Consider the following 23,694-nt stretch of genomic DNA (forward strand, 5'->3'; position numbering starts at 1 on the left):
AAAAGTATTGCCTACATGGTTAGATTGTGCTAACATAGTTATTGAACGAGTGTCGGTCAATAATAGATTGGCGGTGATGATTTGGCAAATAGAGTTTCGAAAGCTCCGGAGGAGAGAAAGCAGGAATTCATAGAAGTCGCAACGAGGCTTTTTGCGTCAAAGGGGTATGAGAAAGTTTCTGTGAGAGATATTCTCGCGGAAGTAAATGGCGCTCCCGGGATGTTTTATTATTATTTTAAATCCAAGGAAGATATATTTTTAGCCTGTATGGAAGCTTATTTTTCAGAGAGACTGAAAGTAAAGGTGGATTTACTGAAAAACAAGGATATCGCTTATGAAGAGAGAATAAAAATCTTGAGAGAGCTTATTACCAAGGATATCCGTAGTTTTACGCATAGCTTTGATTTTTCAGCAGACCATTCTATAACGGATAATTCCTACAGACTTTGGGAATTAACGCATTACATCGGACGTTTTGTCGAGGCTTACGCCGAGTTTATTTTGGAAGGAATCGAAACGAAGAAGATAGAAAATCATATCGGTGTTACAAAAGAAAATGCAAGGGAGATTGCCGCTTTTATTCTTTATGGAGCAATAGGAACAATTTACAGTGATGCAAAAAATGGGAAGGATGAGCCGCACAGTCCTGCGAGTGTATTTCAGGTGATTGGCAGGATATTTGCTTAAGATAATAAAAATTATTTTTTTACGCGGACTTTAAATAATCATAGTAAAGGCAGAACAAGGAAAACATGGCAACGTGTTTTCCTTGTATTCGTTTTAGGGGAAACGAACGAACTCGTTCGGTCGAAAAAGCAGACAATATTCAATGAAGAGGGAGGTAGATTCATGAAGGATAAGAAGAAGTCCATAGAAGAACTTGTGCGTTTATGTGGCACGAAGAAGGGAAGCCTGATTGCCGGAAATATCCTGATTGCTATGGGCGCGATGCTTAACATTTTACCTGTTTTACTGAGCTATAAGATTATCGTGAGCCTGATAACGAAAAAGGAAGCTCGGGGAAACCTGATTTCCTATGCTATTTATGGCGTATTAGCGGTATTCGCAGCCTATCTTTTTACCTATATCGGAAGTATTTTGTGCCATACGTTTTCCTACAGGTTTATTGCCAATTTAAAGAAAAAAATAGTATCGCATATTGCTACCTTACCGCTTGGCTATTTTACCGGAGAGCATAAAGCAAAGCTGAAACAAGTCTTAAGCTCGGATATGAATCAAATAGAAGGGTATTATGCACATCAATTGCCAAGTCTTGTTTCCACCTTGCTTCTCATTCTTTCCCTACTCTTTTTCATGTTCCGCATGAATGTGGTTTTCACTTTGATAACCCTTACTGCAATTGCGGTCGGACTCATGATTCAAGTATCTATCATGGTGAAAATTGTGAAATCGGGAGGACTCGAGGAAAATTTCAAGATACTGGACCGGATTAATTCTGCGACAAATGAATATGTAAAAGGGATGCCGGAAGTAAAAATCTTCGGAAACAGTACTTCCTCATTTCAAAATTATGAGAATGCGGTTAATCACTATAGACAGTTTACCGAGACTATGACGGCAAGAATCAGACCGGGTTTTGTTGCCTTTCGAGTTGTCATTCTTTCCGTGGCGACTTTTCTTGTTCCGGCCGGCATTCTTCTCCTTACTAAAAAACCCAATGACATGGCGACGATGAGGACAGTGCTTTTCTTTTGGATTGTAGCACCGGCGATGAGTGTTCCGTGCTTAAAGCTTAGGGATTTTGCGGAAGGAATGAATTTATTGGAAGATGTTGTACAAAGAGTTTGGGATGTCCTCGTAGAAAAAGAATTAGCAGAAGGGAAGTATACAGAAAAGCTGAAAAATTATGACATTATCTTTGAAAAAGTCTGCTTTTCCTATGAAAAGGAGCAAGTCTTAAAGGATATCAGTTTTATCGCAAAACAAGGAGAGCTTACCGCTTTAGTTGGTGCTTCCGGGGCAGGGAAATCAACAATTGGAGTTTTGATTCCGAGATTTTATGAACCAACGGACGGGGTGATTAAACTTGGAGGAGTGAACATACAAGAGATGCCCTCGAAATCCTTGATGGAAAATATCTCCTTTGTTTTTCAGGACAATGACTTGCTTTCCGGTACGATTTTTCAAAATATTGCCATGGCAAAAAAAGGTTGCAGCAAGGAAGAGGTGATAGAAGCGGCTAAAAAAGCAAGATGCCATGATTTTATCATGAAACTGGAGAAGGGCTATGAAACAATATTAGGCAAGGGCAATACTTTATCCGGCGGAGAAAAACAAAGAATAGCCGTGGCAAGAGCGATGTTAAAGAATGCACCGGTTTTGATTTTGGATGAGGCGACAAGTTATGCAGATTCTAAAAACGAGTGTCTTTTCCAAGAAGCTTTAGCGGAGTTAGTAAAAGACAAAACGGTCATCATGATTGCCCATAGACTTGGCACGATAAAAAATGCACAACAAATCCTCGTTCTTTCCGAAGGGCAAATCGTGGAGAGAGGCACCCATGAAAGCTTGATGAAGGAAGAGGGAGTTTATCGGAAAATGTTTTCGATTTTTGATGAGGTGAAAAGCTGGAAGATGAAGCAGGAAGGAGGATTATATCATGCTTAAAAATATTACTTTAGGAAAACCGGAAACGCTTATAAAGCCTGTTTTGCTTAATACTTTATCCTCGATTTCTAATTTGATCCCTTTTATTTGTCTAGTCCGGATTGTGAAAAGTCTCTTTCTATCAAGTCAAAACGGAAAGACAGACATTGCCTCTTTGTGGAAATATTTCGCTTTGATGGTATTATTCTTTCTTCTTACTTTATTTTTTGAAAATCTGGCAACAAAGGATACTTATGAGTCCGGCTATCAAAAGACGGCAGAGGGACGAATCAGGCTTGCAAATCATCTCAGAAGCTTGCCGCTGGGATTTATCTCCGGGAAAAGTTCTGCAGAAATTTTGGATACGTTAATGCATGATTTTAGCATAGTGGAAATCGCCACAACGCATCAGACACCACAATTTTTCAGCTCCGTTTTTGTTGCTCTTTTATGCGTAATCTTCTTTTTCACTGTAGATATCAAAATGGGAGTTGCAGCATTCATCGGCTTTCCTCTTTCCATACTGTTTTTAAGCTTGATGCAATATTTTCAAAAAAAGATGCTTTTGAAAACCGAAGTGGCAAAGCGGAATGAGCAGGATGCTTTGGAGGAATATTTAACTACGGTAAAAACGGTAAAGGCGTATAACTTTACTCCGGATACGATAGAAAAGATTCATAAAGCTATTGAAAGGGCGGAGAAGAGCAATATAAAAAACGAAAAAGGGATTGGTTCTCTCATCACTATAGCCGGCATGGTATTACAGGTGGGACTTCCCTTGATGAGCTTGGTAGGGCTGAATCTCTTGTTAAAAGGAAGTCTTAGTCCGGAAAAATTTCTTTTATTTTTGTTTGTCGGAACAAGAATATTTGACCCTTTAGATCTTGCTCTCGTAAATTATGCTGCTTTGCAAATCGCTTCCGTTTCGGGGGAGAGAATCAGGAAGCTGTTGGCAGAGAAGCCGATGACGGGAAAAGAGGTATTGAATGCGGAAAATACGGTAGAACTTAGCGATGTTTCCTTCTCTTATGGAGAAAGAAAGGTAATTCAGAAGCTGTCTTTACAGATTAAAGAGAAGGAATTTCTCGCGCTGGTCGGAAGCTCTGGTTCCGGTAAAACTACTTTGCTTAAACTTTTGGCAAGATTTTATGATGTGCAGGAAGGAAGGATTCAGATTGGCAATAGCGATATTGCAAAAGCTGCTCCGGATGAGGTCTTTCGGAAGTTTTCCATTGTTTTTCAAGATGCCCTGCTTTTTAGAGATACTATTTATAACAACATTCAGTTTGGGAATGCATCGGCAAAAAGAGAGGATGTCATAGAAGCGTCCAAGATGGCCGGGGCGTACGACTTCATTATGCGAAAAGAAAATGGCTTTGAAACGATGGTGGGAGAAGGCGGTTCCACCTTATCCGGTGGAGAAAAGCAACGCATATCGATCGCAAGAGCGATATTAAAGAATGCGCCCATTATATTACTGGATGAAGCCACTGCATCACTGGATCCGGAGAATGAAGAAGCGGTACAGAAGGCGATTTCCAACTTGATTCAAAATAAAACCGTTATCGTAGTGGCGCACAGGCTAAATAATGTTGTGGCTGCCGACAAGATTGTGGTTCTTAAGGAGGGAAGGATTGTAGAACAGGGAAAGCATGAAGAATTGCTTGTTCAAGGAGGAATGTATAAAGAGTTATGGGACTATCAGGAGAAAGCAAAGAATTGGCAAATTACGAAGACAGTACATCATGCGGAGCCCTAAACTCTCATAAACTGCTAAAGAGCGCTCAAATATGTTTATGCACGTGAACTGGGGTACCATTTTGTAATCTTACGCATCCATTACAGTATAGGAGGATTATTATGTCGAGAACGAAAAAATCATCAAAAAATGCAATCACGGCAGGGGTTCTCATCACCGTTTATCTTGTTACTTATGTATTTATTGGGGCGATTTCCATGCCAATTCCCATTCTGTTTTTATTGATGCCGATGATTGTAGCTTTATTTGCGGCGCCAACGTATCACATGCTTCTTGCAAAAACAAAATCGGCTATAGCGATTCTGATAGCTGCGGTGCTTCCCAGTCTTCTTTTGATAGCAACAGGACATATTCCGATTGCCCCCTTAGTGTCCGTACCGGCAGGACTTCTCGCTGCATGGGTTGCGAAGACGGGCAATTATGAAGATTTTAAGAAAAATGCCATTAGTCATTTATTCTTTTCTCTCAATCTCTTTGGAGGCTTCCTTCCTATCTGGGTTATGAGAGAAGCCTTTTTTAGGAGCGTACAGCATGGGGGACTGGATCAAAGCTTTTGCGATACGGTAAGAGCGTTCACGCCGCTTTGGATGTTACCGCTTATGATGGCAGGTACTTTTTTGTTTTCCCTGGCAGGTTCTTATTTAACAAAGAAGATTCTCTATAAGAAGTTACAGTCTGCTGGGGTTCTTTCATAATGGAGGCACTTATGAAAGGGAGAAGATTTGCGCCTTCACTCCGTTATGACCTTAGAACAAAGCTCATCGTGTTAATACTGGTAAATCTGTTACTCTTTCTTGGAAACAGCATAGCGTATGAGGCTTTTTTAACTCTGCTCTGTCTATTCGTGATGATCAGTAGCGGGTGTATCAGGTCTTCGGTACGGTATATCGTGTTTTTTATACTGAGTATTGTGGTGGAAACCATCGTTGTAAATTTGGGACATCCCTTTTTTCTAAGCCTCATTTTATTTCTGGTCGTTATTATGAGAAAGTTTTTGCCCTCTGTGATTATCGGAAAATGGATTTTAAGCTCAACGAGCTCATCCCTTGCAGTGGCGACATTACAGAGGCTGAGAGTCCCGAAGGATGCCCTTATTATGATTTCTGTTATCTTCCGGTGCTTTCCCACGATACAGGAGGAGTGGTCCAATATTCATATGGCAATGAAAACAAGAGGAATCAGCTTTGGCTTTTATAATTTTGTGCATAGACCTTTACTTACTATAGAATATTTTTTTGTTCCCCTATTTGTGAGTGTGATGGAAATCGGGGACGAACTCTCTCAATCGGCTATTGTAAGAGGTATAGATGCCCCGGTAGCAAAGACATGCAGGCACAGAATCCAAATGAAGACAGGGGATTATATGCTTCTGTCCTTATTTTCTTTTGCGCTCGGCATCGTTCTTTTCCTGCACTTTTTGGGGTATTCGCTATGATTACTATAAAAAATTTAAGTTTTCAATACAGTACGGAGGAGGATTTTGTACTTAGAAATATCGATTTGTCGGTTCATCAGGGGGAATGTATCCTTTTATGCGGAAAAAGCGGTTGCGGAAAATCTACCCTTTTGAAAATAATCAATGGAATCATTCCGGAATTTTATCAGGGGAAGATAACGGGGAGCGTAGAAGTTGCCGGTATGAATCCCTTTGAAACGGAAATTTACAAAATTTCCGAGAAAGTAGGCTCAGTTTTTCAGAATCCCAAGACGCAGTTTTACACGACAAATACGACAGACGAAATTGCTTTTGCGCTGGAAAATTATGGAGTAGAAAGGGAGAAGATTCAGAAAAGACTGAAAGAGGTACAGGAGACAATGCATGTTTCAGCCTTGATGGACAGAAATATATTTGCACTTTCAGGCGGAGAAAAGCAAAAAATAGCTATTGCGGCGGTCTATGCCTTAAACCCGGAGATTTTTGTTTTTGATGAGCCTTCTTCCAGCCTGGACATGGATTCGATGATAGAGCTTTCGAAACTCATGGAACGATTGAAGGAGGAAGGGAAGACGATTGTCATTGCGGAGCACAGGCTTTGGTATTTGAAAAAAATTGTGGATAGAGCAGTATATCTGGAAAATGGAAAGATCACTAAAGAATACAGCATGGAAGAAATGCAAAACTTATCCGAGGAAGAAAGATATAGAACAGGGCTTCGGCACACGGATTTCTCCGGCAATGCATGGAAAGAAAAATCTGCTATACTGCTTTCCGCCTCAGAAAAACACACGGATATAGAGAAAAGAAGCTTTGTAAGCCGGTTGTTTAAAGTGGAAAGAGAGGATTTTGCAGTAATTAGAGATTCATCAGGAAATGCATTGGAACTGGAAATAAAGGATTTACTGTATAAAAGAAAAGAGCGGACTATTTTCAGAATCGATCGTTTGGGCTTTGAAAGGGGGAAAATTGTAGGAATCGTTGGAAAAAACGGAATGGGAAAATCGACGTTTGCTAAAGTTGTTTGCGGCCTTGCAAGGCAAACTACAGGAGAAATTTGCAAAAATAACGAGGGAATCTCCGTACCAAAGAGAAGGAAGAACAGCTTATTGCTTATGCAAGAAATCAACAACCAGTTGTTTACTGACTCCGTTTATGATGAAATCCGCTTGACGTCGGCGTTCAAGGAGGAAGAACAATTGTGTACTTGCATGGCGGATATGCAAATTGACCAATTAAAGGAAAAAAATCCGCATAGTTTATCGGGGGGTCAAAAGCAGAGAGTCGTAATTCTATCCGCCTTACTTTCCAAGAAGAAAATTATATTTTTGGATGAGCCGACCAGCGGACTCGATTATGCAAGCATGAAGGTCGTTGCAAAGAACATCAACAAGTTTAAAGCGGAAAAGAATCTGATTTTAATTATCTCCCATGACATGGAATTTTTAGAGGAGGTATGTGATAGAGTGCTGTTCTTTCCCTTATAGATTGCTTTATCCCTTAAAATCCGACCTATTTTAAGGGATAAAATGCTTACCAAGGGATAAAAGTTGTAGGAAGAGCAAGCAGGTATATCAGGCTGAAATAAAAATCATATTAAATTGACTCGCCTTGTGTAAAGTTCTAAGATATCCCTGTATAAGTAAAAGGAGGGTGAAAGATATGATTTTAAACAACGAGAAGAAATTGAACCCTACGACAAAGACCGCCGGTGTGGAGCAAGAGTTTCAGAAAATTGCCGGAAAAGAAGCTTCTTCGGTCTTACAGGAATTAGGCTGCACGACAAATGGAATCAGCGACGAGGAACGGGAAGAAAGACTCGCGAAATACGGCTATAATGACCTTTCCGCCATGCAGAAGCATGGCGTATTCTATTTTTTATTTCACAGTTTTACCGATGCTTTTATTATTGTTCTGCTTGTTTTGGCTATCGTTACCTTTGTTGTGGAAAGGGATATTCTGTCCGGAGTCATTATTCTGGCACTGGCCTGTATGAGTGCGGTGATTCGATTTACCCAGGATTACGGCTCCTATCTGGACATGCAGAAGCTAAAGGAGATGGAGCACGATACGGTGAGAATCCGGATTCCGGGAAAGGACGGCACGGAAATAAGAGAAGTGCCGGTGGAAGAGGTGGTACCCGGGGATATACAGCTTATCGGCTCAGGAGATATCGTTTGCGGAGACCTCTATCTTCTGGAGAGCAGAGACTTGTTCCTTTCGGTTTCCGCCTTTACGGGAGAATCCATTCCGGTGGAAAAATATACCGGAGTGGATCAGAGAATTGTTAATGCAGCGGAATTAAACAACCTCTGCTTAGGCGGTTCCACGGTGAATTCCGGCACCGGAGTCGGCATCGTGGTGCGGACCGGAAAGAATTCCTATCTGGGGAAGATTTCTTCCACCATCCATACACAGAAGAAAGAAACCGATTTTGATAAGAGCCTATCGAAGATAACCAAAATCCTGATTAGCTACATGATTGTGGTGGTTCTTTTTGTATTGCTTATTAACGGTCTTGTGAAGAAAAACTGGTTGGAAGCCTTTTTATTTTCCATCTCCGTTGCGGTGGGCATTACCCCGGGAATGTTACCGATGATTGTGAACGGAACCCTTGCTAAAGGGGCAAAGTTCCTGGCAAAGAAGAAGACCATTGTAAAGAACATGTCCGCCATTCAAAATTTAGGAGCCATCGATGTGCTGTGCACCGATAAGACCGGAACCCTTACCATGGACAATGTTGTTTTGCAGAAGTATATCAATGTCAATGGAGAGGATTCCTATGTGGTTTTGAACTATGCATGGATGAATGCCTACTATTCTACAGGGGTAAAGAACCTCATTGACCGGGCTATCCTATCCTACGGTGCGGAAAGCGATGTGCAAAAATACGCCGGAGGCTATGTGAAGTCCGATGAGATTCCCTACGATTTTGAACGTCGTAGAATGAGTGTGGTGATTTCCAATCCGGGAGGAGAACATTTGGGAGAGGAGACGGAAGAAATTCTTCCCAAACCCCAGGATGAGGTATTGATTACCAAAGGCGCTTTGGAATCCGTACTGGCCTGTTGCAGCCGTATTCGGGTGAAGAAGGAATACATGGACATTCACGAAGAAGACCTTCAGAAGATCAATGCCCTTTCCGAGAAGTTAAATCATGAGGGAATGCACGTCATTGGGGTTGCCGCAAAGAGGAAAAATGCAGGAGACACCGCTGTTTTCCATGCGGAGGACGAAACGGATATGACCTTCCTAGGCATTATTGCCTTCCTGGATCCGCCCAAGCCGGACGCCAAGGAAGCTATTCACGGACTGTATGATGCAGGCGTACAGGTAAAGGTCATTTCCGGCGATGCCCCCGTTGTGGTGGAGCACGTATGTAAGCTGGTAGGCATGAAGGTAGGAGAACAAAATGCGGTAACCGGCTCCGATTTGGAAAAGATGAGTGAGGAAGAGCTTTCCGCCGTTGTAGAGAAAAAAGACATTTTCGCCCGTCTCTCTCCTATGCAGAAGCAGCGAGTGGTGGATGTCCTTCGGAAAAACGGACATGTGGTGGGCTATATGGGAGACGGCGTAAATGATGCGCCCAGTCTTCATGATGCGGATGTAGGCATTTCCGTGGACAATGCCACAGACGTTGCCAAGGCCAGTGCGGACATTATCCTCTTGGAGAAGAGCTTAACCGTCATTTTAAACGGTATCTATGAGGGAAGACGAATCTACGGAAATATCCTGAAATACATGAAAATGGCATTATCCGGTAATTTCGGAAATGTGTTCTCCGTATTGATTGCCTCGATATTCTTGCCCTTTTTACCCATGCTGCCCCTGCAGATTTTGATTCAGAATCTCATCTATGACTTTACGCAGATTGCGATTCCCTGGGACAATGTGGACGAAGAATTCCTGCAAAAACCCCATAAGTGGAACAGTGCATCTCTGGTGTCCTTTATGAACGTGATGGGCGGCGTGTCCTCCGTATTCGATGTGATGACCTTCCTGGTACTTTGGTTCCTTTTGGGCTATAACAGCCTTTCCATGCAGAACTACTTCCAGACAGGCTGGTTTGTAGAAGGTTTGATTTCCCAAATCCTGATTGTGCAGTTCATCCGTACATCGAAGCGACCGATTCTGGATTCCAAGTGCGACTCCAGACTGGCGCTTGCTTCGGCATTGGGCATTTTTGCAGCCATCTCCATTCCCTATCTTTTTGATAACTTGAAAAACACGGTATTTACGGAGATGCCCATGGCGTATTTTGTGTATTTGCTTCTTATTCTTGCACTTTATAGCTTTACCATCGAAACGGTGAAGAAGCTATATATTAAGAAATATGGGGAGTGGCTATAAGGCAAGCAAGTACTATTCCAGTTCCATTGTGAAAACAGCAATATCCTTTCTATTTAATTTGTCTAAGGCCTTAATAGCTAACAAGGCAGGCATATCCAGCTCATGTATAAGCTGGATATGCCGGTTACCAGACAATGTAGTGATAAAGGAGAATGGTATTGGGGTGGTCGATTCTGCATACCTCATGAAGTGAAACTCTCCGAGACAGGAGATCTACTTGTTGATATTCCACCGGAGTTTACAGAAAGTATTCACAAAACAATTCCTTGGAATTATCTTTCTGTCTTAGGGGAGTACAAAAGATATGGTGCAGAAAGCATAGTGTTGGATGCCTTTTACAGGTGCTGCAGCGGCTGTAGCAATATACGTTCAACATTCTTATCTCCTCCGACTTAAGCATTGTTTTTCCTCACTGTCACTGTTCCGATCATAATTCTGTCTCTCCCGCCATTTTCATGTATCGCTCCAGTCGAGCAAGCATTTTGTCCAAGCTAAAGTAGCCCGATTCTCTTACGACTTCCGTACCATCAATCACGGCTATGACTGTCGGAACCGATAAAATCCCTTTCTGAGCCGCCTCCTCCTGATGATCTTCAATCGGGAGATAGCTATAATTCACCATAGGATGCGCCCGCTGCCATTCCTCGAGCTTGCGTCTGATTGCTACGCAAGGCGCACAGGTCTCCGAGCCGTATTGTTTTACTTCGATTCTCATACTTTCACCATCATTTCTAATACTTTCACCACCATCTCTCATACTTTCACCATCATCATACCATACTTCTCTCTTGAATTTGAGAAGCTTACAGGTATCCGCAAGATTCAAGACGATTGAAGTTGGAATTCCCGCAGCATTAACTGCTGCGTCTTCTCTTCTGAAGCCTACATAATCGATCCCTTCATTTTGAGCCAAACGCGCAAAATCAGTAACAGGAATGCCAACCACCCCATAGATACGTTTAACACCATTTTTCTTCAGAGCCGTTACCAGAATTTCGGCTCCACTAATTTTTCCCATATCTCATCCTGATGAATAAAAAGGATGAAAAAGGAAAATAAAGCATGCTATAATACAGTCTGCTTTTTTCCGAAATGTAAGTTTCTACGAGAAAAAAGCTATTTATAAAAGAAGAAAGCAAAAGTAAGGAAACGTGAGGGTGGTATGGGAGAGAAAATAATAGAAGAAGCGAAGAAAGTTAATCTTACCGAGCTGTTTTATGATTTGGTTTTTGTCTTCGGAATTTCCAAGATTACCCATGTCTTAGAAAGTCTGGATAAGGGAATCTTTAGCTGGAAAGAGATTATCATTTATATCGTAGTCTTTGTCTGTTTCATCAACGTATGGAATGTGCAGACCGTGTATATGAATCGCTACGGAAAACATAATCTTTTGCATATCATCAGTATGACGGTTTTCCAAATGCCGGCTTTAGTCTTTATGGCGGCAAATGTCAGTTCCGATATGGAGGAAAGCTGGACAGCCTTTACACTGGCGCTTCTATGGATTGCTGTCATACAATTTCTACAATATATCTACGCTTATACGCAAAACAAGAATAGTGAAAAGGACCGAAAATTGATTTTTGATTTCCAAAAGCTCCTTATTATACGATTGATTGGAATTATTTCCAGCCTGTTTTTATCCGGTATCGGCCGCATCCTATTGACCGGCTTTGGCTTTATTTTAAGTATTTTGGGTGCCAGCTTCTTCCGAAAAGACATGGCTAGAGTACCCATTAATATGCCACACCTTATAGAAAGATTAACACTCCTTACTATTATTACCCTTGGGGAAATGCTGATAGCCGCAGCGGATTTCTTCGAAATAGAGAAATTTTCGTTTTACTCCGTTATGATAATGCTTCAGGCAGTAGCTTTATTTTTGTTCTACATTACGGAATTTGACCATGCCATTGAGGAGAATCTTCCTTGTCAAAGCGGGGCAGGACTGACTTACAATCATTATTTTGTGTGGTTCGGTTTAAACCTTTGTACGATTGACCTGGACTATGCTAATGATGCCATGGGCATTGCCCGAGTGATTATGATGTTTTTAGGATTATTCCTCTTTTATCTTGGTGTGTTTAACAATGCGCATTTAAATAAAAAGAGCCACAAATTGGATAAAAAACTGATGATTCCTTTTGTGCTTGTTTATCTATTAGGCCTTGGCAGTTCCTTCATATTCCAGTCCAATGTTCCGGTGATTACAGTCCTTTGTACCCTGACGATTATTTTGGAAACGGCACTTTTTATGTCCTTTGTAGTGCGACGTTTTCCAAAAGAAATACAGAAAGAAATTATTTGCCCGTAAAGGAAAAGAATATGTTCCATTTTAGAAAAGTGGTACAAGTACCTAAAATCTAAAATGGGAGAAAGTAGAATTATTAGGTGGTGACATAGTGAAGGTGGAGATTCAAAAAGTAAATTCCTATGAAGAAGAGCAAGCGCTGCTCCGTGTTGTCAAAGTGACGGAGAGTGTTCAAACTGCCGTAAATGCTCTTGAAAACAGTGACCCTGCTATCACTGCCCGCTCTAATGGGGAAACGCTTCTCTGTCCCATTGATAAAATCTATTATATAGAATCCGTGGATAAACGAACCTTTGTTTATACAAAGGATAATTGTTTGGAAGTCCAATATAGGTTATATGAACTGGAAAATACGCTAAGCCGGAATTTCTTCAGAGCGGCAAAGGCAATGATTATCAATATGAGGAAAATAAAGTCAGTGCGAGCAGAACTTAACGGAAGAATGACGGCAGAACTTTTGAATGGAGAGCGTGTCATCATTGCAAGAACGTATGTGAAAGAACTGAAAGAAAGGCTGGGACTATGATATGCAAAAAGTAAAAACTATTTTTAGTCAGACTTTAATGATTTCAACAGCCATTCTTTTTGGAATTGGAATTCTGATGTTTATTCAGCACTTTGTATCAGGAGTACAGACCCTAAGTTTGCAATGGAGTGACCCTCTTTCTATTTGCCTCACGGGATTTTTATCCTCCTTACCGACATATTTTCTTTTGGATATGGATAGTTTGAAGAAAAGCGAAGTCCGGATCAGAATCGGAATCCACTTTGTCTCGGTTCTCGGAATCGTGGTTTTGTGTGCAAGCCTTTTTCATTGGTTCGGACAAACCATCAACTTACGCATCATTTGTCTTATGTACAGCCTCATTTATCTCTTTGTCTGGTGTGCAACAGCATGGATGGCAAAGGTAGATGAGATTAAAATCAATGGAGCTATTAAAGATCTGCAAGATTCGGAATAAGAAATAAAGCGTTTCATGAAAATAAAGCCTTTCATGGAAAAAGTGCAACTCAGTAGGCTGTAAATGCAGCTTGGTAGGGTGGCACTTTTTTTATGCTTACAAGTTGATAAGCTGATTTATGTCAAAACCGGTGAGGCAGAATAACAAGTTAAGACAACAGGGCAGAATTGTGGGAAGAATTACAGGACAGAACCACAAGATGGAACCACAGGACAAATTGGAACCGCGAGGGGCTATAGGACTGAATGATAAGACGAACTATAGGATAGACTTACAAAAAGAACTATAGAGGTGCCAAGAAGGAGCGAATCGGATGAATGCAATCACAGTAAAGAACTTAAGCAAAAACTATGGTAAAACGACTGCGGTGGATCATATTTCCTTTTCCGTGAAAGAGGGGGAGTTTTTTGCATTTCTCGGGGAGAATGGTGCAGGGAAATCCACAACCATCAATATCCTCTGTACCATTTTTGAAAAGACAGAGGGAGAGGTAGAGGTCTTTTCTCACAAGCTTGGAGAAGAGGATGATAAGATTCGAGAGAAAATAGGCATTGTTTTTCAGAACTCGGTTCTGGACGGAGTATTGACAGTAAAAGAAAATCTGCTGACGAGAGCCTCCTATTACGGAATGCACAAAGAAGAAATTTTGGAGTGCTTGCATCCTTTAATGCAGGCTTTCGAATTGGAAAGCATCTGGAATAGAAAATATGAGCAATTATCAGGAGGACAGCGAAGAAGAGTGGATATTATCAGAGCGCTTTTACATAATCCGAAGATTCTCTTTTTGGATGAGCCCACAACCGGGCTGGACCCCATGTCCAGAAAACTGGTGTGGGAGTATATCGATTATCTTCGGAAAGAAAAACAAATGACAATATTTCTTACAACACATTATATGGAAGAAGTAAGAGATGCAGACAGAGTTGTAATCCTGGATAAGGGAAGAATTGTAGCGGAGGACACACCGGCGGCTTTAAAAAGGAAATACACGAATACAAAACTGATTTGGTATGCAGAGAAATGTAGTGACAATGAAGCTGTGCTGAAAGGCATAGAGCATTCTTATGAAGCGGATCACTACATTGTGCCATTGGAATCAAAAGAGGGGTTCCATCTCAGTGAGTTCCTCTATACAAATCGAAATGAAATCAGAGATTATGAAATTGTAAAAGGCAGTATGGATGACGTATTTTTGCATTTAACAGGAAGAAAGCTGGAGGTATAAGATGAGGGGGATTTTGGGATTTATCAAGAGAAATGTATTGCTGTTTTTCAAGGATTGGCAGAGCATTCTATTCTCTCTGCTGACATCCATTATTGTGCTTGTACTGTATTTATTATTCCTGAAAGGCACCTTTGTTAGTGCGATACAAAGTGCAATGGAGCAGTATCCGGGACCGGCTTCTATGGTTCCCCAAAAGGATATCGATATGTTTGCAAATCTTTTTTTACTGAGTGGCATTTTAGGCTCCGCAATGATTTCAGTTCCTTTTAGTTGTATTACTGTACTCGTAAAAGATAGAGCGAATAAAGTGGATTATGATATTCTGGCAACACCTATGAAAAGGGAACAGATTATCTTTGCTTATTTTGTATCGGCCGTGCTTACTTCAATACTTTTGAACAGTATAATTCTGGCTGTCGGCCTTATTGGAATTAGTATGCAAGGAAATATGTATTTGAATATAAGTCAAGTTGTAAAGGCCTTTTCTGTCGTTGCGCTTGGCTCTATCTCGGCAAGCGCAATATTTATGATTATCGTTTTGTTTTTCAAAACCGTAAGTGCTTGCGAAGCTTTCTTTGGAATACTCTCAGCGGCTTCGGGATTTGTGATTGGAGCCTATATTCCGATTTCGCAATTTTCCGATGGAGTACAAACCGTATGCAACCTATTTCCTGCGAGTCAAATAACGATTATGCTGAGAAATATACTGCTTAACGGGCTCTTGGAGCATATCAATACAAGCCTTCAAGGAGTGGATCAGGGAATGTTTGTTCTTAGCCTGAAAGAATACTTTACCTTTCAAGCAAAACTGTTTCATGGGTATCTTGATATGAATAAAATGCTGGAATATATCCTAGGGGTAATACTATTCTGTATTGTAGCGCAAATTATGATTTATTCCGTAAGCTATAAGAAAAACTAAGCCGGAGAAAAGAACTTATTTTTCTATTTTAGAAAAGTGGTAAAAGTAGATAAATAGCCCTACAGGGCATCCTTACTATTCCGATTGACATTCATTATAGTAAATTTATAATAAATTTTGAATTTTTTAATTAGAATTTGTTTTTTAATGACTGATCTTGCCTTTGAAATGAGGGGAATTTTAGGAGGAATGGAAATGATGACAAAAACCATGATTATTTCTACTGTAATGACATTGTTATGGACATTGTCCTTTCCCATAATGCTTTTCATACTCAAGAAGAGAGTGAATTCGGTGAAGAAGTTTAGTGCAAACAATCGAAATGGAGCAATTCTTCACCTCTATGGCAAACAGGTTAAGGTCGACGGAAGCAGTCTTGTCAATGTGCCGTTTACTACGGGAAAAGATTTGGAAATCATCGTGACGGTGACTCCCGGTCAGCATACGATTGAAGGAATCTTTGAGTCCACGGAAACGGTGGGCACTAAGACAAGGAATGTCAGAACGGAGAAGTTGAGCTTTAATCTTTCCGTAGAGGCCGGGCACAGCTATTCCGCTGCATTGTATTTCTACTCTGCCGAAGAGAGAGCGGACTATTATAAGGGAAGGACAGGAAAAGCTATCTTGGAAATTCCGCTCACTATTATGGAAGACAGTGATTATATAAAGGTATATATCATTGTCTATAGGGAAGACTAAAAAAGAGCCTTTGAAAGGCCCGGCTGCCCCTTATGACGGCTATGATGAACGGGAGGACACGGAAGAGAAGGTAAGGCAGGCACTTGCATTTTTGCAGGTGCTTTTTTTGATTTTCAAATTTCCAAAGAATTAAGTTTTAAAAAAATGCGTTTCGAACAAATTACCGACCAATAGTCGAAAAAACTTGACAACTGATTTTCCCTGTTTTATCATAAAAACCGACCAATAGTCGAAAAATATCAAATAGGAGCAAAAGCTCAAATATGGAGCTCGGAGCAGATAGGAAAAACGGGTCGGATATAGAAAATGGAGGCGGATATGAAAAAAGGGGAACAAAGAAAACAGGAACTGTTAAAGCTTGCCTATCGCATGTTCATAGAAAAAGGCTATGAGAATACCAGCATTGACGAGATAGTGGCTAAGGCCGGTATCGCAAAAGGCACTTACTATTATTATTTTGCGAGCAAAGAGGCAACGCTGGAAGCGGTTATTGAAATGATGATAGAGAAGGAGAGTGCCGTAGCCAAGGAGCTTCTTCAGGCACCGCTTTCTATACCCGAAAAATTGGTTTCGGTTGTAAATGCTTTTCGTCCGGAGAAAGAGGAAGCGGTGATTACGGATGTTCTGGAAAGAAAAGAAAATATCGTCATGCACGATAAAATCTGCAAGAAAATTGTAGAGGTGGCGGTGCCGATTCTAGCAGAGATTATTAAAGAAGGTATAGCACAGGGGATCTTTTCGTGTACGTATATTGAAGAGCGAGTAAAGATGCTCCTTGTTACGAGTCAGCATATGTTCGATTATGGAAATTTTGGTGAAAAAGATGTAGAGGTGTATATCGATATGCTGGAGAAGTCTCTGGGGGCAAAATCCGGAACTATGCAATTTATTAGCCAGGTCTTAGTAGAGGGGGCAAAGGAATGAGCAAGGGGATGAGCGAGATAATTAGCAAGGGGATAAGCAAAGCGCAGAATAAAGCGCAGAATAAAGCGCAGAATAAAGCGCAGAATAAAGCGCAGAATAAAGCGCAGAATAAAGCGCAGAATAAAGCAGAGAATAAAGCACAGAACAAAGGACAGTTCATGCAGGATAAAGATGAATATCGATACAGACCGTGGTTATTTTTTATCTGCGCTTATTTTTTCACATGGATATTCTGGATACCGGCAATCTTTATTTCCGAAGATAAGGCTGCGGTATTGATGTTGCTGGGTCTCCTTGCGCCGGCAGTAGTCTCGACAGTATTTGTACTTGTATCCGGATGTGAGGACTTGAAGAGAGATCTTAAAGAAAAGATTATAGGCTTTTATAAAGTGAAGTGGATGAATGTATTTTGGGCAGTGGTTATATATGCACTGATTATTGTTTTTTCTATACTTTTATCCCTTTTGTTCGGACAATCCCTAAAGCAGTTTTCCTTTACGGAAGATTTTTCCTTTACCGGAGTGGGAATAGGATCTGCTTTTGTGACCATTACACTGGCTTCGATTATTGAAGAAGTAGGTTGGAAGGGATATTGTGAAGACTCTATAGGGCAGTATATGGACTGGTTTATTGAATCCCTGATTTTTGGAATCTTGTGGTCATTCTGGCATTTTCCCCTGCTCTTTATCAAGGGGACATATCAGGCAGGACTCATGGTTAATCCCTTGTTTGTCATTAATTTCTTCGTGGGTGCTATCCTCATGGGATATATCATCACATGGGTGTATCTGGTCAGCGACCGCTCCATTCTGGCCTGCATGGTTTTCCATCTGTTTGTAAACTTTATGCAGGAAAAAATCGCGATGACGGCGGAGACAAAGTGTGTGGAAACCATTGTGATTTTCATTGTAACGGCGATTATTGTATTGCTGAATAAGAAAATGTTTTTTGGAACGGAGCACGTTGGAAGACTCTTGAAAACACGATTTGGGGAGGGAAATTAAGATGAGTTCGGGAATGAAAAAGTTCCTCCTTCTTTGGATTGGGGAGCTCATATCGTCCATAGGTGGCGGACTCACTTCTTTTGGACTTGGGGTTTATGTCTTTCAAAAAACAGGCAGTGCGGCAGGAATGGCCTTGGTGACTTTACTTGGATTTCTGCCTACCCTTCTTTTCACTGTTCCGGCAGGAGTGTTGGCCGATCGTTACGATAGAAGAGTTCTTATGATGATTGGAGACGGTTTTTCAGGACTTGGCATCCTTTACATTTTCCTCTGCATGATACGTGGGGGAGCAAACCTCGTTCAGATATGTATAGGCGTGTTCGTTAGTGCCATATTTTCCTCCCTTTTAGATCCTTCTTACAGAGCAACAATAACAGATCTATTATCCAAGGAGGAGTTTTCCAAAGCTTCCGGATTAGTGTCTTTGGCAGGGAGTGCCAGATATCTGTTCTCGCCCGTTATAGCAGGCCTATTGCTGGCGTATCATGACATTTCCCTATTGCTGCTCATTGATGTATCCACCTTCTTTGTTACGATTACGACGACTTTTATTGTAAGGCAAGGAATCAAGGCGATACAGCCTACAGAAAAGCAGTCCTTTTTGGAAAGCATAAAGGAAGGCTGGAGTGCGATTCATATAGAAAAAGGCGTTTTTGTACTTGTCCTCTGTTCTTCTCTGATTACCCTATTCCTGGGGACTTTGCAAATTCTTGTTGAGCCGATGATTCTTTCTTTTGCGGATTCTAAAGTGCTTGGCATTATAGAAACTCTATGTGCAAGTGGAATGCTTGCATCGGGAATACTTCTCGGAGGTTTCGGCATTAAGAAAGAATATGGAAAGGTTCTTCAAATCTCCTTTTTTATGGCGGGAATCTTTATGATCGGTATGTCAATATTTGAAAATCTGGTCAGCATCAGTATATTTGGTTTCTTTTTCTTTGCTACCTTGCCTCTTTGCAACAACTGCATGGATTATCTTTGCAGGACAAATATACCGGATGCTTTACAGGGTAGAGCTTGGGGATTTATAGGTTTTCTTTCTCAGGTGGGATATGTTCTTGCCTATGCAGTTTCCGGCTTAGCCGCGGATGGTCTTGGGAGTCTGAGCGGAATGGGTGTCGGACGGGGAGCAGCAATGATGATTGGAATTTCGGGAGTCTTTCTTTCCCTTGTGGCAGTCACATTTCTTCGTTTTCCGGCTATCAAAGAACTGGAAAAGAGAACGGAGTAGAGGAATAGTAATAGGTAATTTCCAGAAGTCTAAGGCAATCTGTGAGTTTAAGGAGGCTTAGTCAATGCATCAGAAAAAAATGAATCTTTTCTTGCGCGTGCTGTTTATCATTCTCATCATAGCGATATCCGGTGCGGCGATCCTACAGATTTTCGCACCGGAATATATGGGAAGGCACGCTGCATATGGCATTTCTACAGGATGGCAGAGAGAAATCGGCTTTTGGAATATTGCCGTTTTAGTCATATTGATTACGGCATATAGGCACTACAATTGGACCTATCTAAAGTCCATTTTACTTGCTCTAATCCTTGGAGGAATCGGTATCGGAAGCAATCATTTTGTCCATTATCTCAAGATGCATCAAATTGTAAATTTAATCGGTGCTGTGGAGAATTATCTTCTGGTTCTTGCTTGGATGATCGGATGGAAAATAGAAGAGAGAAGGCAGAATTTATGAGAATATGCATAGTAGGTCTTGGCGTCATAGGCACAACGTACGGATATGTGTTTCAAAAAGCCAGGCATCAAGTTGAACATTTGCTGAGAGAAGAGAAAAAATCGAAAGCGCCGGCAAGTCTAAACATCAGTTTATTAGACGGACGCTACAACAAAAAAGGAGAAGAAAAAGCGGATCAATACAAGGTGAATCTTGCCGAGCCGAGTACAGAGTATGATTTTATTATTTTGAGCGTGGCAAGCGGGAAAGTGAAGGATGCTATAGCGACACTTTCACAAAACCATATTACAGGAAGCTTGATTTTGTTTTGTAACTTTTGGAATAGTCGGGAAGAGATTGATGAAATAGTGGGTGCTTATCCTTATATTATCGGCTTCCCTACTGCCGGCGGAAGCCTTGCGGGGAATACTTTGGATTGTGTTCTCTTTGACCACATCATGCTGGAAGGTGAGGGAAAATCGGGGATTTCCAATTACAAAGCTTTAACAGCTCTTCTCGCTTCTGCCGATTTGAAAACGGAGATTCCGCACGATATGGTGGAGTGGATATGGCTTCATATGGCCATCAATGCAGGTGTCACCTCTTCTGCTGCCCGGGAAGGGAAAATTGAACGCCCGGCACAGCTTGCTCTTAACCTGATGAATGATGCCCATGCCTTGTCTATTACAGTAAAGGCAATAAGAGAAACCATTCAGGTGGTTGAGGCTAGAGGAGTAGACTTAAGCTTCTATAAAGATGAACTTCTCCCGTATAGGATTCCGACAGCCCTTGCTGGAATTCTTATGAAACGAATGTTCAAAACGAATGAACTTACCCGAAGAATTATGACTTTACATAGCGATGTAGGGGATATGTTGTATGGATGCAAATGTGTTTATGAGACCGGGGAGTTAAAGCATCTCGAACTGCCGATATTTTATTCCAATATAGAAGTTTTAGGTTCCATCTGGGAATCAAGCCCTTTGTAAAGAAAAAAGGCACGTTATATCAAGGGGTTAGGGAAAGATGGAGTAAGTTGGGAATTACCTGAATAAAGGAGATTTTTGCATTGGATGCAGAGAATCTATAAAAAATATTTGACAAAAAGCAAAAATCCCTTATAATTGGCACGGCGTCAGTTACAAAAGGAACTAATTGACATTTTTTAGTAACTTTACGACAAGTACAATTGAAAGGAGTCAGCAGATGTCTAAGAAAAAAATCAATCTTTTTGTAGGTTCTATTGGAGCGTTTCTTGGAATTTTTGTTTTTATTGCCTATATCCCGCAAATTTACGCCAATTTACAAGGAAGCAAAGCACAACCGTTTCAACCGTTATTTGCTGCAATTTCTTGCCTGATTTGGGTTATTTATGGGTGGACCAAAGAACCGAAAAAGGACTGGATTCTCATTATTCCTAATTCAGCGGGAGTGATTTTAGGGGGATTAACCTTTCTTACTGCTTTGTAACCCCATGTAATGAGTATGAGAGCCGGCAACTTCTTTAAGAAGCTTGCCGGTTTTTTATTACTTGCCATTTCGGTGGAATTAGTCTTAATAAGAGAAGAAGCTGAATATAGAGAAGAATTTAGATTCAACCGCCGGTAGAATAGGCAAAACTCAACCGCCGGTTCCTTTCATTTTCGGCGGTTTCCTGTAAGCTTATGCCGTGAAAGGAGGTGTCCGATATGGATCAAATCAAAATCGGAAAATTTATAGCATCTTGCAGAAAGGAAGAGGGTATGACCCAGGCGGAACTTGCGGAAAAGCTTGGCATCAGTGACCGGGCGGTATCCAAATGGGAAACCGGAAAGTCTATGCCGGATTCCGGAATCATGCTGGAGCTTTGTGGATTTCTGAAAATCAACGTAAACGAACTCCTGTCGGGCGAAAGAATCATGGCAGAATTCTATAGTAAGCAATTAGATGAGAACCTTCTCGCAATGAGACGAGAAGTGGAGGAAAGGGACAGGAGAGCTCTTAAGCTGGAATACTGGCTGGGATTCTCGGCAGTGCTCTCCGGCTCAGTCTTAATCCTTTTGGCATCTTTCCTGGTGATGCCTTTCTGGCTGAGAATGATACTCTCCGCCTTTGCCCTTATGATGATTTTACTGGTAAGCTTTATCGCAGTTGGTATTGAACAGAAAGCCGGGTACTATGAATGCGGGTGTTGTCATCATCGCTATGTGCCCTCCTACGGTAAGGTCATTCTATCCATGCACAAGGGTCGGGCAAGATATATGAAGTGTCCTGTCTGCGGTAAACGAAGCTGGCAGAAAAAGGTATTGGGAGGAGAATAAAATCATGTGTGGTTTATAGAAATGCTGTTAACAGCGCAGTGATTCTTCTACCAAAAGTTATTATCTCATTTTGATTTTTTTGCCTATGTCATAAAAGTACCGCTTCAGGCAAAAATATGAAATGGATCTATTGCGAATTCTCCAAATAATGAGTACACTATTTCATAAAAGTACCGTTTGCGGCAAAAATATGAAATGGAGATCAAGATGGAAATCAATAGAGAAATCAATAGAGATGTGTATCTTAATCGTCTAATTGTCAGAAAACACAACGGCTTCATTAAAGTGATTACCGGAATCAGACGCTGCGGGAAGTCGTATTTGCTGAATACTTTATTTTATAAGCATTTACTTTCGGAAGGGGTAGGAGAGAGCCACATTATCCGATTCGCCTTTGATACAGCGGAGGATTTATTAAAGATTGGAGAAGATCCCATCGTACTGGATAATGAAAAAGAAGAGCGTAAGGTAGATCCCTCCCGATTTCTTACCTGGCTGATGCCACAAATTCGTGGTGAAGGGATGTACTACCTTTTGCTGGACGAGGTGCAGAAGCTGGGAGCCTTTGAGTCAGTGCTGAATGGGTTCCTTCGGAAGCAAAATGTTGATGTTTACGTAACAGGCAGTAATTCCAAGTTTCTGTCAAAGGACATTTTAACCGAATTTGAGGGAAGAGGGGATGAAGTACACGTGCTGCCTTTATCTTTTTCCGAATACTATACATTCAAAGAGGGAGATAAAAGCGAGGCTTATGATGATTACTCCGTTTACGGAGGGCTTCCGGCGGTTGCCCTGATGAGTACGGAAGAGCAGAAAAGCAATTATTTGATATCCCAAATGAAGAACGTGTATCTTCGGGATATCGTGGCCAGATATTCGGTACAGGATGAAAGCGCCTTGGGAGAAGTAATTGACGTCATTGCCTCAGGCATTTCCACCCTTACTAATCCAAGGAAAATTGCCGCAACGATGAATTCTGTTCATAGGACAAACATCAGTGATGCAACAGTGGATAAATACATCACCTATGGGGAAGAAGCGTTTATGCTTACTCGGGTAAAAAGATATAATGTGAAAGGGCGAAAGTATATCGGAACCCCTTATAAAATCTATTTTGAAGACTTGGGTCTTAGAAATGCCCGACTGTCATTTCGGCAGATTGAAGAAACCCATATCATGGAGAATATCATTTACAATGAATTGCGATACAGGGGGTATCAGGTAGATGTGGGAACCGTGGAATCCAGAGAGAAGGATGTAAATGGGAAAGAGATTCGAGTGCAGAGGGAAATCGATTTCATCGCTACATTAGGAAGTAAGAAGTATTATATTCAGTCTGCCTATGCCATTCCCGATAAGGAAAAGTATGAGCAGGAATGCAAATCCTTTGAGCGCACCATGGATTCCTTTAAGAAAATCATTATCGTAGAAAAAAGTATGAAGCCTCGCTATGACGAAAACGGATATCTGATGATGGGAGTTAAGGAATTTTTATTGGATGGGAATAGCTTGCTGATTTAATTCAT

At 41.1% G+C, this 23,694-nt stretch carries 23 protein-coding genes; 22 read left to right on the forward strand and 1 reads right to left on the reverse strand.

Annotated elements, in window-relative coordinates; genetic code table 11:
* Positions 1-81 precede the first annotated feature (81 nt).
* The 7 genes from HMPREF9625_RS00985 to mgtA all read left to right on the forward strand — a co-directional run bounded on the left by HMPREF9625_RS00985 (position 82) and on the right by mgtA (position 10,151).
* On the forward strand, positions 82-687 hold the full coding sequence (locus tag HMPREF9625_RS00985) for a TetR/AcrR family transcriptional regulator (protein WP_009535144.1): 606 nt from the start codon (positions 82-84) through the stop codon (positions 685-687).
* Between the two features lie 162 nt (positions 688-849).
* Entirely contained in the window at positions 850-2,628 is a 1,779-nt protein-coding gene (locus HMPREF9625_RS00990; protein ID WP_009535143.1) for an ABC transporter ATP-binding protein, read from the forward strand.
* Entirely contained in the window at positions 2,621-4,366 is a 1,746-nt protein-coding gene (locus tag HMPREF9625_RS00995; RefSeq protein ID WP_009535142.1) for an ABC transporter ATP-binding protein, read from the forward strand. Before HMPREF9625_RS00990 ends, HMPREF9625_RS00995 begins: the two co-directional genes overlap by 8 nt.
* 101 nt (positions 4,367-4,467) lie before the next feature.
* Positions 4,468-5,061, forward strand: coding sequence for an MptD family putative ECF transporter S component (locus HMPREF9625_RS01000; RefSeq protein WP_009535141.1), 594 nt, complete (start codon positions 4,468-4,470; stop codon positions 5,059-5,061).
* Positions 5,062-5,072: 11 nt separating this feature from the next.
* Positions 5,073-5,801 (forward strand): energy-coupling factor transporter transmembrane component T, encoded by a 729-nt coding sequence (locus tag HMPREF9625_RS01005; RefSeq protein ID WP_009535140.1) that lies wholly within the window; start codon positions 5,073-5,075, stop codon positions 5,799-5,801.
* Positions 5,798-7,288, forward strand: a complete 1,491-nt coding sequence (locus tag HMPREF9625_RS01010; protein ID WP_009535139.1) for an ABC transporter ATP-binding protein — start codon at positions 5,798-5,800, stop codon at positions 7,286-7,288. The genes HMPREF9625_RS01005 and HMPREF9625_RS01010 overlap by 4 nt, the downstream gene beginning before the upstream one ends.
* Before the next feature lie 175 nt (positions 7,289-7,463).
* Positions 7,464-10,151 (forward strand): magnesium-translocating P-type ATPase, encoded by a 2,688-nt coding sequence (gene mgtA / locus HMPREF9625_RS01015; protein WP_009535138.1) that lies wholly within the window; start codon positions 7,464-7,466, stop codon positions 10,149-10,151.
* Between the two features lie 427 nt (positions 10,152-10,578).
* Here mgtA and HMPREF9625_RS10980 read toward each other — a convergent pair whose 3' ends face one another.
* Complete coding sequence (locus tag HMPREF9625_RS10980) at positions 10,579-11,169, reverse strand: thioredoxin family protein (RefSeq protein WP_009535137.1); 591 nt, start codon at positions 11,167-11,169, stop codon at positions 10,579-10,581.
* Between the two features lie 144 nt (positions 11,170-11,313).
* Between HMPREF9625_RS10980 and HMPREF9625_RS01025 the strand changes: the two genes are divergently transcribed.
* From HMPREF9625_RS01025 to HMPREF9625_RS01090, 15 genes are all read left to right on the forward strand, one after another.
* Positions 11,314-12,465 carry a low temperature requirement protein A gene (locus HMPREF9625_RS01025; protein ID WP_009535136.1) on the forward strand — a complete coding sequence of 384 codons (1,152 nt, stop codon included), beginning with the start codon at positions 11,314-11,316 and terminating at the stop codon, positions 12,463-12,465.
* Between the two features lie 88 nt (positions 12,466-12,553).
* Entirely contained in the window at positions 12,554-12,988 is a 435-nt protein-coding gene (locus HMPREF9625_RS01030; RefSeq protein WP_009535135.1) for a LytTR family DNA-binding domain-containing protein, read from the forward strand.
* Between the two features lies 1 nt (position 12,989).
* Positions 12,990-13,424, forward strand: coding sequence for a DUF3021 family protein (locus tag HMPREF9625_RS01035; RefSeq protein WP_009535134.1), 435 nt, complete (start codon positions 12,990-12,992; stop codon positions 13,422-13,424).
* 118 nt (positions 13,425-13,542) lie between these two features.
* Complete coding sequence (locus HMPREF9625_RS11245) at positions 13,543-13,713, forward strand: hypothetical protein (RefSeq protein ID WP_154650190.1); 171 nt, start codon at positions 13,543-13,545, stop codon at positions 13,711-13,713.
* Between the two features lie 24 nt (positions 13,714-13,737).
* On the forward strand, positions 13,738-14,649 hold the full coding sequence (locus HMPREF9625_RS01040) for an ABC transporter ATP-binding protein (protein WP_009535133.1): 912 nt from the start codon (positions 13,738-13,740) through the stop codon (positions 14,647-14,649).
* A gap of 1 nt (position 14,650) precedes the next feature.
* Positions 14,651-15,571: an ABC transporter permease gene (locus HMPREF9625_RS01045; protein ID WP_009535132.1), complete on the forward strand. Its 921-nt coding sequence runs from the start codon at positions 14,651-14,653 to the stop codon at positions 15,569-15,571.
* A 198-nt stretch (positions 15,572-15,769) separates the two neighbouring features.
* Positions 15,770-16,270 (forward strand): hypothetical protein, encoded by a 501-nt coding sequence (locus HMPREF9625_RS01050; protein ID WP_009535131.1) that lies wholly within the window; start codon positions 15,770-15,772, stop codon positions 16,268-16,270.
* Positions 16,271-16,588: 318 nt separating this feature from the next.
* Positions 16,589-17,194: a TetR/AcrR family transcriptional regulator gene (locus HMPREF9625_RS01055; protein ID WP_009535130.1), complete on the forward strand. Its 606-nt coding sequence runs from the start codon at positions 16,589-16,591 to the stop codon at positions 17,192-17,194.
* The gene (locus HMPREF9625_RS01060; protein ID WP_009535129.1) at positions 17,191-18,198 is read left to right on the forward strand and encodes a CPBP family intramembrane glutamic endopeptidase; all 1,008 of its coding nucleotides are present in this window, start codon (positions 17,191-17,193) and stop codon (positions 18,196-18,198) included. Before HMPREF9625_RS01055 ends, HMPREF9625_RS01060 begins: the two co-directional genes overlap by 4 nt.
* 1 nt (position 18,199) lies before the next feature.
* Positions 18,200-19,429 carry an MFS transporter gene (locus HMPREF9625_RS01065; RefSeq protein ID WP_009535128.1) on the forward strand — a complete coding sequence of 410 codons (1,230 nt, stop codon included), beginning with the start codon at positions 18,200-18,202 and terminating at the stop codon, positions 19,427-19,429.
* Between the two features lie 64 nt (positions 19,430-19,493).
* Entirely contained in the window at positions 19,494-19,889 is a 396-nt protein-coding gene (locus HMPREF9625_RS01070; protein ID WP_009535127.1) for a hypothetical protein, read from the forward strand.
* Positions 19,886-20,857 carry a ketopantoate reductase family protein gene (locus HMPREF9625_RS01075; RefSeq protein WP_009535126.1) on the forward strand — a complete coding sequence of 324 codons (972 nt, stop codon included), beginning with the start codon at positions 19,886-19,888 and terminating at the stop codon, positions 20,855-20,857. Before HMPREF9625_RS01070 ends, HMPREF9625_RS01075 begins: the two co-directional genes overlap by 4 nt.
* A 217-nt stretch (positions 20,858-21,074) precedes the next feature.
* Positions 21,075-21,338 carry a SemiSWEET family transporter gene (locus HMPREF9625_RS01080; RefSeq protein WP_009535125.1) on the forward strand — a complete coding sequence of 88 codons (264 nt, stop codon included), beginning with the start codon at positions 21,075-21,077 and terminating at the stop codon, positions 21,336-21,338.
* Between the two features lie 218 nt (positions 21,339-21,556).
* Positions 21,557-22,168 (forward strand): helix-turn-helix domain-containing protein, encoded by a 612-nt coding sequence (locus HMPREF9625_RS01085; protein ID WP_009535124.1) that lies wholly within the window; start codon positions 21,557-21,559, stop codon positions 22,166-22,168.
* 207 nt (positions 22,169-22,375) lie between these two features.
* A complete protein-coding gene (locus HMPREF9625_RS01090; protein WP_009535123.1) occupies positions 22,376-23,689 on the forward strand; it encodes an ATP-binding protein in 1,314 nt (437 codons plus the stop codon).
* The last annotated feature ends 5 nt before the right edge of the window (positions 23,690-23,694 follow it).

This window comes from Oribacterium parvum ACB1, assembly GCF_000238055.2.
GTDB classification, from domain to species: domain Bacteria; phylum Bacillota; class Clostridia; order Lachnospirales; family Lachnospiraceae; genus Oribacterium; species Oribacterium parvum.

Bases quoted from the DNA above. Each gene is read 5' to 3' on its own strand.
- HMPREF9625_RS01065 (WP_009535128.1), top strand. From the start codon at position 18,200: ATGAGTTCGGGAATGAAAAAGTTCCTCCTTCTTTGGATTGGGGAGCTC.
- HMPREF9625_RS01070 (WP_009535127.1), top strand. From the start codon at position 19,494: ATGCATCAGAAAAAAATGAATCTTTTCTTGCGCGTGCTGTTTATCATT.
- mgtA (WP_009535138.1), top strand. From the start codon at position 7,464: ATGATTTTAAACAACGAGAAGAAATTGAACCCTACGACAAAGACCGCC.
- HMPREF9625_RS00990 (WP_009535143.1), top strand. From the start codon at position 850: ATGAAGGATAAGAAGAAGTCCATAGAAGAACTTGTGCGTTTATGTGGC.
- HMPREF9625_RS00995 (WP_009535142.1), top strand. From the start codon at position 2,621: ATGCTTAAAAATATTACTTTAGGAAAACCGGAAACGCTTATAAAGCCT.
- HMPREF9625_RS10980 (WP_009535137.1), bottom strand. From the start codon at position 11,169: ATGGGAAAAATTAGTGGAGCCGAAATTCTGGTAACGGCTCTGAAGAAA.
- HMPREF9625_RS01060 (WP_009535129.1), top strand. From the start codon at position 17,191: ATGAGCAAGGGGATGAGCGAGATAATTAGCAAGGGGATAAGCAAAGCG.
- HMPREF9625_RS01005 (WP_009535140.1), top strand. From the start codon at position 5,073: ATGAAAGGGAGAAGATTTGCGCCTTCACTCCGTTATGACCTTAGAACA.
- HMPREF9625_RS11245 (WP_154650190.1), top strand. From the start codon at position 13,543: ATGTCAAAACCGGTGAGGCAGAATAACAAGTTAAGACAACAGGGCAGA.
- HMPREF9625_RS01010 (WP_009535139.1), top strand. From the start codon at position 5,798: ATGATTACTATAAAAAATTTAAGTTTTCAATACAGTACGGAGGAGGAT.
- HMPREF9625_RS01045 (WP_009535132.1), top strand. From the start codon at position 14,651: ATGAGGGGGATTTTGGGATTTATCAAGAGAAATGTATTGCTGTTTTTC.
- HMPREF9625_RS01035 (WP_009535134.1), top strand. From the start codon at position 12,990: ATGCAAAAAGTAAAAACTATTTTTAGTCAGACTTTAATGATTTCAACA.
- HMPREF9625_RS01025 (WP_009535136.1), top strand. From the start codon at position 11,314: ATGGGAGAGAAAATAATAGAAGAAGCGAAGAAAGTTAATCTTACCGAG.
- HMPREF9625_RS01085 (WP_009535124.1), top strand. From the start codon at position 21,557: ATGGATCAAATCAAAATCGGAAAATTTATAGCATCTTGCAGAAAGGAA.
- HMPREF9625_RS01000 (WP_009535141.1), top strand. From the start codon at position 4,468: ATGTCGAGAACGAAAAAATCATCAAAAAATGCAATCACGGCAGGGGTT.
- HMPREF9625_RS01090 (WP_009535123.1), top strand. From the start codon at position 22,376: ATGGAAATCAATAGAGAAATCAATAGAGATGTGTATCTTAATCGTCTA.
- HMPREF9625_RS01080 (WP_009535125.1), top strand. From the start codon at position 21,075: ATGTCTAAGAAAAAAATCAATCTTTTTGTAGGTTCTATTGGAGCGTTT.
- HMPREF9625_RS01055 (WP_009535130.1), top strand. From the start codon at position 16,589: ATGAAAAAAGGGGAACAAAGAAAACAGGAACTGTTAAAGCTTGCCTAT.
- HMPREF9625_RS01050 (WP_009535131.1), top strand. From the start codon at position 15,770: ATGACAAAAACCATGATTATTTCTACTGTAATGACATTGTTATGGACA.
- HMPREF9625_RS01075 (WP_009535126.1), top strand. From the start codon at position 19,886: ATGAGAATATGCATAGTAGGTCTTGGCGTCATAGGCACAACGTACGGA.
- HMPREF9625_RS01040 (WP_009535133.1), top strand. From the start codon at position 13,738: ATGAATGCAATCACAGTAAAGAACTTAAGCAAAAACTATGGTAAAACG.